Annotated in this window: 9 protein-coding genes; 6 read left to right on the top strand and 3 right to left on the bottom strand. The window is 59.5% G+C overall.

Going from position 1 to position 13,135, the window contains the following annotated elements; translation table 11 throughout:
- The first annotated feature begins 16 nt into the window (after window positions 1-16).
- The gene (locus AC1DCM_RS03030; RefSeq protein ID WP_477517229.1) at window positions 17-634 is read left to right on the top strand and encodes a TetR/AcrR family transcriptional regulator; all 618 of its coding nucleotides are present in this window, start codon (window positions 17-19) and stop codon (window positions 632-634) included.
- A gap of 28 nt (window positions 635-662) precedes the next feature.
- Here the strand turns inward: AC1DCM_RS03030 and AC1DCM_RS03035 are convergent, their stop codons facing one another.
- The 3 genes from AC1DCM_RS03035 to AC1DCM_RS03045 all read right to left on the bottom strand — a co-directional run bounded on the left by AC1DCM_RS03035 (window position 663) and on the right by AC1DCM_RS03045 (window position 5,434).
- Window positions 663-1,337 (bottom strand): DUF6766 family protein, encoded by a 675-nt coding sequence (locus AC1DCM_RS03035; protein ID WP_477517230.1) that lies wholly within the window; start codon window positions 1,335-1,337, stop codon window positions 663-665.
- 94 nt (window positions 1,338-1,431) lie between these two features.
- Window positions 1,432-1,827 carry a hypothetical protein gene (locus AC1DCM_RS03040; RefSeq protein ID WP_477517231.1) on the bottom strand — a complete coding sequence of 132 codons (396 nt, stop codon included), beginning with the start codon at window positions 1,825-1,827 and terminating at the stop codon, window positions 1,432-1,434.
- 130 nt (window positions 1,828-1,957) lie between these two features.
- On the bottom strand, window positions 1,958-5,434 hold the full coding sequence (locus tag AC1DCM_RS03045) for a putative Ig domain-containing protein (RefSeq protein ID WP_477517232.1): 3,477 nt from the start codon (window positions 5,432-5,434) through the stop codon (window positions 1,958-1,960).
- Between the two features lie 467 nt (window positions 5,435-5,901).
- Here AC1DCM_RS03045 and AC1DCM_RS03050 point away from each other — a divergent pair, with 467 nt between their 5' ends.
- The 5 genes from AC1DCM_RS03050 (at window position 5,902) to AC1DCM_RS03070 (ending at window position 13,101) form a co-directional block, all read left to right on the top strand.
- On the top strand, window positions 5,902-6,897 hold the full coding sequence (locus AC1DCM_RS03050; RefSeq protein ID WP_477517233.1) for an ABC transporter permease: 996 nt from the start codon (window positions 5,902-5,904) through the stop codon (window positions 6,895-6,897).
- Window positions 6,894-7,886 carry a carbohydrate ABC transporter permease gene (locus tag AC1DCM_RS03055; protein ID WP_477517234.1) on the top strand — a complete coding sequence of 331 codons (993 nt, stop codon included), beginning with the start codon at window positions 6,894-6,896 and terminating at the stop codon, window positions 7,884-7,886. The genes AC1DCM_RS03050 and AC1DCM_RS03055 overlap by 4 nt, the downstream gene beginning before the upstream one ends.
- A 105-nt stretch (window positions 7,887-7,991) precedes the next feature.
- The gene (locus AC1DCM_RS03060; RefSeq protein ID WP_477517235.1) at window positions 7,992-9,548 is read left to right on the top strand and encodes a DUF3502 domain-containing protein; all 1,557 of its coding nucleotides are present in this window, start codon (window positions 7,992-7,994) and stop codon (window positions 9,546-9,548) included.
- 36 nt (window positions 9,549-9,584) lie between these two features.
- On the top strand, window positions 9,585-11,414 hold the full coding sequence (locus AC1DCM_RS03065; RefSeq protein ID WP_477517236.1) for an alpha/beta fold hydrolase: 1,830 nt from the start codon (window positions 9,585-9,587) through the stop codon (window positions 11,412-11,414).
- A 13-nt stretch (window positions 11,415-11,427) separates the two neighbouring features.
- A complete protein-coding gene (locus AC1DCM_RS03070) occupies window positions 11,428-13,101 on the top strand; it encodes a glycoside hydrolase family 43 protein (RefSeq protein ID WP_477517237.1) in 1,674 nt (557 codons plus the stop codon).
- The last annotated feature ends 34 nt before the right edge of the window (window positions 13,102-13,135 follow it).

Raw genomic sequence — 13,135 nt, forward strand, 5'->3', positions numbered from 1 at the left:
CGCGTAGCATTGCCACGTGACTACTTCCGCTACGCCAACCCCCAGAAGAGCTACGCGAGGCACCTACGCGAAAACGGAAGCCCGCCGGCGGCAAATCATCGAAGCCGCCACCGTCGAGTTCGCCACCCGCGGTTACACCGGTGGCTCTCTCCGGGAAATCGCAAAGGCCCTTTCGTTAAGCTTCACAGGCTTGATGCACCATTTTCCGAGCAAGGAACTGCTCCTCGAAGCCGTGCTTGAACACGCGGACCAGTTAGCCGCCAGCGAGTTCGAACGCCGTCGACTTGCCGACGGTCTCCTCGAGGCGATCCTTTGGCTGGCGGAATATAACCTCGGGCATCCCCAGTTGCTCCGCCTCCTGGCCGTCCTCAGTGCAGAGGCATCATCACCGGGGCACCCCGCGCACGACTGGTTCACAACCCGCTATATAAACCTCCGCCAGGCTTTCGCTGCTCACATTCGCGAGGATCAAGCCAAAGGACTCATCGATACAAGCTGCAACGCTGAACTCGCCGCTGCCTCCATCGTGGCCAGCTGGGACGGGACCCAGCTTCAGTGGCTCATCGATCCCAGCTTTGACATGATGCCCGCCTTTAGCCACTCAATCCGGACCGCGCTGCGCGGCATGGCGTAAAGCCCATCACAAGGTACACCCGGATTGGTCAGCCCGTGGTTCCGGTGTCATCATGAGCCGAGCCGACGGGCTTGGACTCCGGGGATCCGCGTTGGCGAAGGTAAATCGACAGGACCACCATGGATCCGACCGCAAGGAACTCCGACTGCCAGTTCTGCAGGGTACGGTTCCAAAAGTCAGGGGACACCAGGTATTCGGCCCATGGAAGGGGCTCTTGGAAGTTGCGCAGTTGCTCTTCGTTGAAGGCGATATGACCTGCGATGGACTGGACCAGCCACGACAGGATAAAAATCAATCCCATGGTTCCAGCAAGTGAGTTTGAGAAAACGGTGAGGCGCCAACCTTTGGCCTTGGCCCATGCGGGGGACTTGGCATTGGCATGCTCGCCAACGAGTTGTTCTTGGTCAGATTCCAGGCCGGGTTTGTCCAGCTCTTTTGATTCCGGCGAGCCCTTCTGAAGCAGCCAGATGGTGGCTGTGATGTAAAGGAGAAACTGCAGGTACTCCGACTGCCAGTTTTCTGACACGTCAACGGCGAAGCTGGAAGAAGTGATGTATTGGGTGAAACTGATTTCATCAAGGCCGGCGGTGAGTTGACCTTCGTTGAAAACGGCCTGTCCAGTAATGGCTTGACCTGCCAAGGCCAGAATGAAGATCAGACCGAAAAATAGACTCAGTCCGTTGTTCCTCAAAGCTGTTTTCACGTCGCCCCCTATCCGTGAACCAGTCCAACGGCGACCATGTAGGCAAGCCCGCCGAAGATGAGAATGAGATAGAGAGTAAATACCACACGCATTGCTATCTGCCTCCTACTTCACAGGAATAGGGGATTTCCTCCCTCGGCGTACAACCGGCAGCAGTCACACGCCAAGTTGAGCCGGAAACAGCCACGAAAACCGCATCTCCCTCGAACTCCACCAATGCTTCCCGGCCATAGGCTTCGGTTTTGACCACGTGGCCGGGGACTCGAAGATGTACGGACGCCAAGTGGGTCTGGCAGTCGTCGCCATCCTTCTCTTCTGACTTTTCCCGGATCGTTGGCTGGAGCAAATCGCATGCAGCAGCCCAGTTTGAGGCGTCCACTGCACGATGGAAATCCTCCGCGACCTTGGTTGCGCCTGCAGTGTCTACGGCGCAGCCTGTTGCAGTCAGAAGGAGAAGGGTGGCGACAGTGGCGGGGAATATTCTGCGCATGCGGACCAGCTTAAGAGACTGGGCCAGGCAACCGTAGCTTCGACATGCGCCCATGCGTTCCTCCCCGCCACCGACACTAAGCAACCTGATGATCTGGTATGGCTTCAGTGTAAACCAAGGGACTGCTTAGCTACTCGTGGTGAAGGAACTCCACTTCTGCGAGGTTGGTGTTGCCACCGTGTTCATCGAGCACCCTGACCTGGGCGTAGTCAACCCGTTGGGGAAGGCTGAAGGCGTACCAGTCGGCCGCAGACATGCCAGTGATCGTCAGGAATGTCTGCCATGTGGCGCCGCCATCGTTGGATCCCTGGACAACAGTTCCATTTCCGCGGGTCACAAAGCCGGCTCGCGGGTACACGCGGACGATGTCGGCGGTAATGCGCGTCGCATCGGTCGGCTTTACCGTCACCCAGCCATTCGCCGTCGTGGTGTCCGTGTACGTGGTGGTGTTGTGGTCGAACATCTTCCAGGCGTTCTCTTGCGTGGTGCCTGTTCCGGGCCATGCCCGGGTGGAGGCGTTCACCCAGCCTTGAACCACCGGTACCCGTTGTATCGCGGTGTTCCACAGGGCAAGCCGGCTGTTATCGGTGGTGGCGGTGATTGTCGTCCCGGTCTTACCGGAGGCAGTCTGATAGTCCACGGTGAACTGTACGTCACGCCCGTATCCGACGTCGTTGGGCAGTTGCGCGGTGGCCTTCCAGTTGATCCCGTCGGCAGATGTGGCGATCGCAGCTTGTCCCTCGACGACGACCTTCAGTTCGGACAGCGGCTCATTTGCGACGGCGTTGAACGTCACCGTGTCACCGTTGGTCGCCAGACTCTTGTCCGGGTTGGAGGTGGAGATGGACAGGGAGGAAACAGCCATTGCCATCTCGTGCCGTTCCCCTTGGATATGGAACTCGCCGAAGGAAGAGATGCCGGGGTATGCGGGATCAGTAGCCACGCCGGGGTGGTCCACTTGGACTTTGAAGTAGCGGAACGTCTGGCCCGCGGCGTCGGCGCGCACGGGGATGGTTTCCATGGCAAAACCACTGGCCGTTGTGTCGGTGGTTTCACGTTCGGTCAACAGGGTCCAGGTTCGTCCGTCGCGGGAACCGTAGACGTTTGCCCCTTGGGAACGATTGGCGAAGTTGTACCGGGCCTGGAGGCCGAACGATTTCGCTGAAACCTGGAAGCCTTGTCCGAAGTCGACGGTGAACGGTGCGCGCAGGTCTCCAGTGGTGGTGTCGAAGCTTCCGTCCAACAGGTTCCTGGGCTGAACGGTTGCCGGGTCGGTGGTGACCAGTCCGCGGTAGTCGATGGATCCGTCGCTCGCCAGCCGGGGAGTCAGGAGTTTGAGTGCCTTGACCGCGTCCTGGAGACGAACGAGCTGATCGAGGAAGCCGGCGTCGTCGGTCGCGTCCGTGGCGGAGCGGACCTCGGCCCGAACCTTTTCAAAGGCTGCAAAGGACGGCGTTTCATAAACGGCATTCGGATCGAAACCCGCTAACGCGGTGTCGACGGCGGCCTGCCGGTTCGCTGCAATGATCACTTTTGCCGGACGCGTCGCGACGGACGTTCCGTCATCTGCAGTGACCTGGAACGTGTGTTCGCCAACTGCTGTGGTTGGTGCGGCCCATGTGAGTTGGCCTGTTGCGGGATCCAGCCGCGCGCCCGACGGCAGACTGACGGCGGAGTATTGGAGTGCATCGCCGCCGGCGTCTGTTGCAGCGAGCGAGTGTGAGAGTTCTGCTCCCGCCAGGCCGATGAGGGGAGTGGTGGTGTCCTCGGGAAACTGCGGGACAGTCAATTGTGTCTTGGCCTCGAGGTTCACATAGTCAAAGTCGACTTGTGTATCCTCCCCTGGGCTCATAACCGTGAAGTAGGCCAGGTTTTCGCCACCAAGGCTCACGCCCGTTAACTTCTCGGCGTCAACGTCATAGGTAACGTAACGCCACTGACCGTGGGTATCAGGAAGAGGGACGGATAACCGGTTTGCCGGGTCCTTACCGATGGCCAGGGTCGCCGGCCCGTTGGTTCGGAACTGGACACCCACGGGACTGTATCCGCTTCGGCCCACGTACATAAGGGTCCGCACCGCGATAGTGCGGCCCTTGCCTGTCGCGTTGACCTGAACAAAAGTTCGTCCGTCTTCGCTCACGACCTTAAGCTTCTTACCATCCGTTGCCGAGCTTCGCGTCTCCATCTGTACCTTGGCATCCGTGGCTACGGGTCGGGCCTGACCGGCCACTGATGGCGGCAGGGACAGCCAGAACTCGGGGCTGTAATCGGGGTTGCTTTCCCAGGAGTTGTAGGCGCCGACGCCCCAGAAGAACTTTGGCCCGTCCGCCTTGGCGTGCAGCTCGGCGACATAGGGCGCCTCACGTTCAACATCCACGCCAAGCTGGTACTTGTAGACGTTGTAGAGCTCATCAATGGGGTTGTACATGCGGCCGCGGTATGCCTCCGAGATTCGGCCCGGTCCGCCGGTGGTATCGATCCATGGAGTGTCGTAGCCGAGCATATAACCAGTGAAAGCGTTCGCGGCCATGAGCAGGCGGTTACCAAGGAATTTATAGGGCGAGACGGCATTGGGAGCGTTGGAGACTGTGCCGGCAGACGGATCCACTTTCGTGCCCTGGATTGTCAGGAAGCGCGCGATTGCCCCTGTGGTGTTGATGCCGTCCCAGGCGTGGGCTTGGTCGCGGCCCATCTCCTGGTGCTGAACGAAGGAATAGCCATAGGGATTCAGGGGATCGTCGGCCGATATGAGGGGGAACTGGGCTGCGATGGAACCGTTCTGCTCCGGACGGGACGTGGAAGCGTTGACCGTGTACCACTCGACAGCCTCGGAATAGCGATCCCGGTTCCCAGTGAAGATGTATCCCGCGATGGAACCGACCAAGGGATAGGTGTGTTGATTCAGGTAGCGCCAGTTCGTGTGCAGGAAAGTTTCCGTCATCGGCACGATGAGATTGCTGCTGAGTTTGCTCGTGTCCTGGTCATGCCAGCCCAGGTCATAGGCCGTGTAGCCGTCCGGAACACTGGTGGATCGGAAAATCTCGGCTGCCGCGACAAGCCTGTACAGCGGAACGCCGGAGTGGATGTGCGCATCCGGATAGTAGACGTACTTCGAGGGGTCCATATTGCTCCACGTGCGGATAATCCGCATACCGTTTTCGCGGTACACCGGATCGCCGGTAATGACGTAGAGGGTGGCCTGCGTGTAGGCCCCGAACGCGTCCCGGATGAGTTTGCTCTGTACGCCTTGGGAGTTGAAGGCAGTGGTGCCCGGCTGGTCAATGATGCTGCTGGAATTTGAGGAGCGGAAATCGCGCGCTGCGAATGACGTCTCCGCCATGGCAGCGTAGTAGCTCTTCCACGGTTCCGTGCCAGCCTTAACCATGGAGCGGGCGTTGCGAAGGCTATCGGCGCTCACGCCAATTCCAGGGTGGACGAAGCCACTCGCGTCCACGCTTTCGGTAATGGTCACCTCCTGCCCGGAATCCGCAACGGCCGGGGCCACGCCACCAAAGACGGGGATGCCTCCGGCCGGCGCAATGAGGGCGACGGCGGCGCCAAGCGCAAGCACGCGGGCCCACCGCCTTACAGTTTGAGGATGCTTCATCGGTCCTCCTGGATCGATAAGTAATGAGAGTGATGTGGTGCAGTTCTGGCGTGGACATTTCGCCTGCCGCTTGGGGTAGGCCCAGGACACGAAAGGGCCAGGCGGGGTATTCGCAGACGAGCCGAATTGCGTGTGGCTCGGGACATCGGGCGGATCGGAAAGGTCTTCATCACCGTTCCGGCGGCAGTCAGCCTGCCGCAACGGGTCGAATGTCGGCAAGCTTAGCTGGGGAGAGTCATTCAGGCAATCGTTTTCCTGAAGCTGCACTGATGGCATCCCGGAGATCCCCGAGTCGCCTTTACGCCGACTTCGGGCAGCCTCTTGACAGCCCGTGATTCACGCCGCAGGATAGGGGATAACGTTTTCCTCGCTATCCCTTCCAGCCCTTCGCCAGTACGGAAACATGCCACGGTGGCATCGTCTCCCATCACTGTGAGTCCCACCTTCTAGAGTCAAGGGAGTGTGCCATGCAACAGCGCATGACCGCCCACAACGAGAACACCGCGGATTATGCGGTCTCTGTTCCTAAAGCACGCGCCAAGCTTTCACGAAAACACCGCAGCCGCGGTTCCGGCGTCCTGCTGCTTCTGGCAGCGCCGGGAATCGCCTGGTTCCTGATTTTTGCCTATGCTCCCATGGCTGGACTGATCGTCGCCTTCAAGAATTTCGATGTCAGCAAAGGGATTTTCAACAGTCCGTGGAGCGGACTGGATAACTTCAAGTACTTCATCGAAAGCGGTGATGCTCCCACCATTGTGCTGAACACTCTTGTCCTCAATGTTCTCTTCCTCGCGGCAACCTTGGGAGCTGGCCTCGCCCTGGCCATCATGCTCAATGAACTGCGCGCCCGGTTGTTCAAGAAGTTCATGCAGTCCGCGATCTTTTTTCCTTACTTCGTGTCCCCGATAGTGATCAGCATCATCCTTCAAGTCATACTTGCCGGCRCAGGCGGCCACGGGGGAGCGGTCAATGACGCGCTGGGATTGTTCAACCTTCCTCAGATCAGTTGGTACACGGAGCCAGGTCCCTGGCCTTGGATCCTTACCATCGTGAAAGTCTGGCAGCTGGGTGGCTACATGTCGGTCATTTTCCTGGCAGCGATTACTTCTATCCCCGAGGATGTCTACGAAGCGGCAATGCTCGACGGCGCCACCCGGGCGCGGATGGCATTGTCCATCACCCTGCCCCTCTTGAAACCGACGGCCGCCATCTTGATCGTGCTCGGCGTCGGCAGGATCTTCTACGGAGACTTCGGCACCATCTTTGCCATCATCGGCGACAACGGCACACTGTTCTCCACCACTGACGTCATCGACACCTACGTTTTTCGTTCCCTCAGGACCATCGGTGACTTCGGTACCACCGCTGCGATTGGCCTGTTCCAGTCCGTGGTCGGATTCATCCTCGTTACAGCGGCAGTGCTCATCCAACGCCGCTACTCGAAAGAAAGCAGCATCCTGTGAGCACCTCCACAACACCCGCCGTGACAGCGCAGAACAATCCTGTAGAGACCGAAAAGACGCCCAATCGACGACAGTCCATGTTCTCCCGGGCAGCAAAAGCGACAAAGGTTACGCCTGGCAAAGGACCCAAAAAGACCAGGCTTGAGCCCTTCACGGCAGTCAGTTATGTGGGTGTTACAGTCTTTGGCCTCTTTGCCCTGATTCCGTTGTGGATGATCGTGGCAGGCTCTTTGACGGAAGAGTCCACTCTTGCCCGCAGCGGCTACAGCTTCTTTCCCGAACCATTCTCGTTGGATGCGTACGTTGCCATTTTCAGCGGTACGGCCCTCTTCCAAGGCTATGCGGCCACGTTGTTCATCACTGTGGTTGGCACCGCGCTTTCGCTGTGCGCCACGGCGTCGTTGTCCTGGGTCATTGCGCGCCGGATGCCCCGGATCAGCAGGCCGCTGACGGTCTTCGCCTACCTTCCCATGCTCTTCTCGGGTGGTCTGGTGCCCCTGTATCTGCTGGTAACGCAGGTGCTGCAGCTCCAGAACAGCTGGTTCGCCGTCATTCTCCCGCACATGATGGCCCCCTTCCTTGTCTTCGTAGCCGTCAGCTTCTTTCGCCAGCTCCCCGAAGAAATCCTTGATTCCGCAAAGGTAGATGGCGCGGGCGAACTGAGGGTCTTTTTTGAGATCGTACTTCCGCTGTCCAAACCCATTCTGGCCGTCATTGGCCTGTTCTATGCCGTGTCCTACTGGAATGAATGGTTCACAGCCATGCTCTTCATCTCGGATCCGGAGAAGTACCCCCTGCAGCTGATGCTGCAGAACCTCATCGCCAACGTCACCAACGCCGCGATGCTGCCCGGATCCGGCTCAGTGGCCCCTATCTACCAGCTCCGCCTGGCCCTGACCGTCGTAACCATCGGCCCCATCCTCCTGGCATACCCCTTCGCGCAGCGCTACTTTGTCAAAGGCCTCACGCTTGGCGCCACCAAAGGCTAGTCGCTCCGCAAACACCAGATCTTCGTTCCAGTCTCCAGCCCCAAAAACTCTTTAGCCCCACAAAGTGTCTGGCCCACGATGCCAGCGTACAAAGGAGTGCAGCACATGATCCCCAACTCATCAGTTTCCCGGCGCGGTTTCCTTGGTCTGGCCGGTGGACTTGGAGCAGCGGCAGCGCTTGCCGGCTGCGGTACATCAGGATCGTCCTCCACGGGCGGCGCCGTCACGGGCACGTCGGTGGCGGTCCTGCCCAGCACTGCTCCGGCCACGTGGAATGCTGTCCTGGCAAAGGTGAACAGCAAGCTCAAAAGTGATCTCGGCTTCGACTTGGACGCGCAGTTCATTAACTGGTCCAACTACCAGCAGCAATCCCTGCTTAAGTTCACGGCGGGAGAGAAATTCGATTCAGCCCTGCAGGCGCTCTGGCTGAACATGGCGCAACTACAGCAGAGCGGGTCCCTGGCAGACCTCACCAACGAGGTGGCCAAGTACAAGAACCTCAGTGCAACACTGCCCAAGAAACTGTTGGAGTCCAACAGCTGGGACGGGAAGCTCTGGGGGATCCCGCAGGTCAACAGTGCGGCACGCGTCCAGCACTTCGTCATTCGCCAGGACATTGCCGACTCCGTTGGCTTCTCCACGATGGCAGACTTTGACCAGCTCGAGAAGTTCTTCTATGCCGTGAAGCAGAAAAACGACGGCACAGTGGCTTACGGGGCTGCCTCCAACAGTGGCTACCTTCACGCACTGCCCGTTCCCACCGGAATGTTCAATGCCTCCTCATGGGAAAACCCGGACACCATCGCCCGCGCCTTCAGCGGAAAGGGTATGTTCTTCCTGCTCGCCAAGGACGCGGCCAAGACGGGGTCCTCAACGCCCAAGGCCTTTTGGGAGGACGAAGGCATCGTGGATACCCTGCACCGGATCCGCAAGTACTACAACGACGGAATCATCAACGCCGATGCGCTGAACACCGATGCAGCAACCCTGAAGAGCCAATGGATCGCCGGTAAGTACGCAGCTGGATGGGCCATGACCGATGGCACCGCGAGCAACTCACTCAGCACCCTGCAAAAGGCCGTCCCCAAGGCAGCGTTGGCCAATATCATGCCCCTCACAGGAGGCTTGTCTGCAAAACCCAACCAAACATTCCAGGCCGACAATCTCGTTGTGGTCAATTCCAAGGGCGGCAATCTGGACCGGACCATGCAGCTCCAGGACTGGCTCTCCATCAAGGAAAACCACGACCTCATCACGTATGGGATTGAAGGCACTGACTGGGAACCTGCAGACGGGAACAAATTCAAGCCCCTGAACGACTACGCGTTTCCGGGTTACGCGCTGTCCTGGCGGTCCAGCCTGGAGCGGAAATCGATGTCCATCAGTCCCACGGAAGAGAAGATCTTCGACTGGGCACAGAACTTCGACAACTTCACTCTTGACCCCTTTGCTTCCTTCATCCCGGACACCACACCCGTGAAACAGCAGGTGGCGGCGATGTCCAACGTCATCACGCAGTTCGCCAACCCACTCTTCTACGGTGTGGTGGATGTAGACGATCAATTGGACAAGCTGAAAAAAGCAGCCGACGGTGCCGGTGTCGCGAAATTGCAGGAAGAGATGGAAAAGCAAGCCAACGCCCATCTCAAAAAGCAAGCCTGACCCTGCCTGAATAACTGACAAAGAGAAAGGTTCCTGATGCTGTCATACCGGTTGGCGCTGCCCGAGTCACCGGCCACTGCCGTCGTCATCGCCATCCACGGCCTGATGGAATCTGCAGAGTGCCTCGAAGCTGCCCGTCCGCACTGGATTTCCCAGCAATGGGCAGTCCTGACAATGGATCTTCGCGGGCACGGCAGTTCGCCCCGCTGGTCAGAACAGGAGCTTCGGGAACACCCTGGGGATGTCATGGTCAGGGATGTCCTGGACCTCCTCGAGTTGGAGGAACTGCAGGACGTGGCACAGCTCCCGGCTCTTTACTATGGGCACTCTGCCGGCGGTGGCGTGGCAGCCGCCGTTGCCGCCAGCGCATTGAAAAGGCCACCTGCCGGATTTCGCCCGGCGGGTGTCCTCCTCGAGGATCCATTCTGGCGGCTACCAGTGACGACGCTGCAGGACCGTGATGTTGCAGAAGCCGCCTACGCTCACCTCGTTGACGTTCAATCCCGCACGCCGGAAGAACGTGTGCAGATGAGGAGACGCGAGTGGCCCAACTGGAGCGAGGCCGAGATTCAGCGCAGTTGCAAGGCGCAGGAGGATTGCGACACAAACCTCGTGCGCAACGGCAACGTCATTCCGAGCACGCCATGGCCGGAGTTGCTCGCATCATTCACGGCATCGGGCGTTCCTACGCTGATTATCACTGGCACCGTCAGAACCGGGATCACGCCGCAGCACCAGCAGATCGCCCGAACCGCAGGCGCCGCGATTGAGGTATTCGACGGCGCGTCCCACTTCATCCGGCGCGATATGGAACACAGATTCATGGACACCGCAACCGGCTTTTTTGCTCGCGCCCTGACGAATATGACCCCTCAAACACAAAAGCCCGTCGCCATGGCAGTCATGGCACCGCCTGAACTCTTCTCCAAGCTCTTCTCGACTGCCGCGATGAGCACGTTGGACCGGTTGGTGGACCTTCGTGGACCGGTTTTCAAAGACTTCTCGACGCCGGGCGCCCAGGCAGCACTTGCCGACGTCGAAGTCCTCATTACCGGCTGGGGATGCCCGAAAATCGATGGGGACGTCCTTTCCGCAGCCCCCAAGCTGCGTGCCATCATCCATGCCGGTGGGGTCATCGCGGGAAACATAGGGCCGATTCCCGCAGGCAGGAGAATTGTGGGTTCCAATGCTGGTGAGGCGAATGGACGTCCCGTCGCCGAGTACACGCTGGCCATGATCCTGCTCGCCAACAAACAAGCCTTCGAAAGCGCCCGCATGTACGCGGAGCGCCGTTCGCCGATAGACCGTGAACAGGAATTTCCCCGGGCGGGAAACTACCAGAAAACCGTGGGTCTGGTGGGAGCTTCCCGCATCGGCCGCCAGGTTGCCAAGCTGCTGCGGCCGTTCGATCTCGACGTAGTGATTCATGACCCCTATCTGGACGAGGCAGAAGCAGCCGCCCTGGGGGTGACGCTGCTTCCACTGCAGGAGCTGATGACCCGGAGCGACATTGTGTCCCTCCACGTCCCCGTCACGTCGGAAACCACAGCGATGATCGGGGCGTCCGAACTGGCGTCAATGAAGGATGGCGCCACGCTCATTAATACGGCGAGAGGCGAGGTCCTGGACCAGGCAGCCCTCGAAAAAGAGCTGGCCAGCGGACGGATCAACGCGATCCTCGATGTAGCAGTGCCGGACGTGCTGCCCCCGGAACATCCTTTTTACGAGCTGCCCAACGTCATGCTCACGCCGCACATCGCTGGTTCCATGGGCACCGAACTGCTCCGCATGGGGGACCACGTGGTGGCCGAAATGGAACGGTACGTCAAGGGAGAGCCGTTCGCCTACCCGGAAGAGCTTTCCTAGCATGGAGAAAATAGTGACCGTCATCAGCAACCCTGTCCTGCCGGGGTTCTCGCCAGATCCGTCCCTTATCCGTGTAGGTGAGTGGTTCTACCTGGCCAACAGCTCCTTCGAGTGGTACCCGATTGTCCCGATCCACCGTTCCCGCGACCTTGTAAGTTGGGAGTTTGCCGGCTCGTTCAGCGGCCCGGACGCGGTTCTGGAACTCAGGGGACTGGGGGATTCGGCAGGTGTCTGGGCGCCCTCGTTGAGCTGGTCAGATGGCCTTTTTTGGCTGGTCTTTACCGTGGTCCGGAGTTTCGGCGGACCACACAAAGACATGGACACCTACATCACGCGAGCGGTTGACGTAGCCGGTCCTTGGTCGGCGCCAACCCGTGTAACCACCACGGGTTTCGATCCATCCATCTTTCACCACGAGGGCCGGCACTGGCTGCTGAACATGGAATGGGATCACAGGCCAACCGGCCGTGGAGGATTCGCCGGCATCAACCTCCAGGAGCTGAACGCGACGGGAACGGCCACCATTGGCGAACCGAAAATCATTCATCGTCGTGCCGAGCTCATCGAGGGACCCAATCTCTACTTCTTCAAGGACCGCTTCTACCTCATGCTCGCCGAGGGGGGAACGGGGCAGAACCACGGCATTGCGATGATGCGTTCCAACGATCTCTTCGGCCCCTACGAAGCAGATCCTTACGGCCCGGTCCTCACTACCCGCGACGATCCCACCCACGTGCTGCAAAAGGCCGGGCACGGTGAAATCGCCGTCGCGGAGGATGGGACCCTTTTCCTGGCACATTTGGCGAGCCGGTGGGTCGAAAGCGAAGGCAAGCAATATTCCATTCTCGGACGCGAGACCTGCATTCAGCGGATGCGGTTTACTGACGACGGCTGGTTGCGCCTGGAGCAGGATGGCTGGCATCCGTCACTGACGGTGGAAGGTCCAAAACCAACGTTCGACGGCGCCGCTCCGGTTTCGACGTCGGTGCCGGCCGCTCGGGCTGCTGATACCAGCACCGTTGGCGGGTTCGCCACAGAAGCGGTGACCAATGATGGCCACCTGACTCTGGGTTGGCCCTGGAGTTCCCTGAGGCATCCCGTCTCATCACAGTGGGCCAGCCTTTCGGAACGGCCTGGATGGCTTCGCCTCAAGGGCCGATACAGCACGGACTCGGTCCTGGAGCAGTCATTGGTGGCGCGCCGCTTGACCAGCGGCAGCCTGAGGGCGGGGGTGACAGTTGAAGCGCAACCAACCAATTTCACTCAAAGCGCCGGACTCATTTTCTACTACAACACCTCAAGTTACTTCTACCTCAGGACGACCGTAAGGGAAGCCGGGGGAGAACTGCTTGATGGCAACGCACCAACTGAGCAGATTCTCGAAGTGTTCGAGAAAGACCCGTATAAGGGCCTGCCTTCCTTCGGGTCCGTTGTGGTGGAATCGAGCGTTCCCCTCCGTTTGGAAGCCACTCTTGACGGCGGACGTTTGCAATTCTTCTGGTCCGACCTGGGTAAACCGCTGCAACGGATTGGGCCCGAACTCAATGCCCTCCAATTGTCCGATGATCATGGAGACACATTGCGGTTCACGGGGGCCTTCGTCGGCGTCGCCGCACAGGACCTGCGCGACCAGCGCTTTACTGCCGACTTCACGGACTTTCAGTTCCAGCCACTGGCAGGGCAGTAAGGCCCATGAGCGAGAGCCCTAAGAAGCAGACCCC

It is taken from the genome of Paenarthrobacter sp. 10N417 (genome assembly GCF_056394745.1).

Coding starts and splice junctions, on each gene's coding strand:
- AC1DCM_RS03040 (WP_477517231.1), bottom strand. CDS start 1,827: ATGCGCAGAATATTCCCCGCCACTGTCGCCACCCTTCTCCTTCTGACT.
- AC1DCM_RS03060 (WP_477517235.1), top strand. CDS start 7,992: ATGATCCCCAACTCATCAGTTTCCCGGCGCGGTTTCCTTGGTCTGGCC.
- AC1DCM_RS03045 (WP_477517232.1), bottom strand. CDS start 5,434: ATGAAGCATCCTCAAACTGTAAGGCGGTGGGCCCGCGTGCTTGCGCTT.
- AC1DCM_RS03065 (WP_477517236.1), top strand. CDS start 9,585: ATGCTGTCATACCGGTTGGCGCTGCCCGAGTCACCGGCCACTGCCGTC.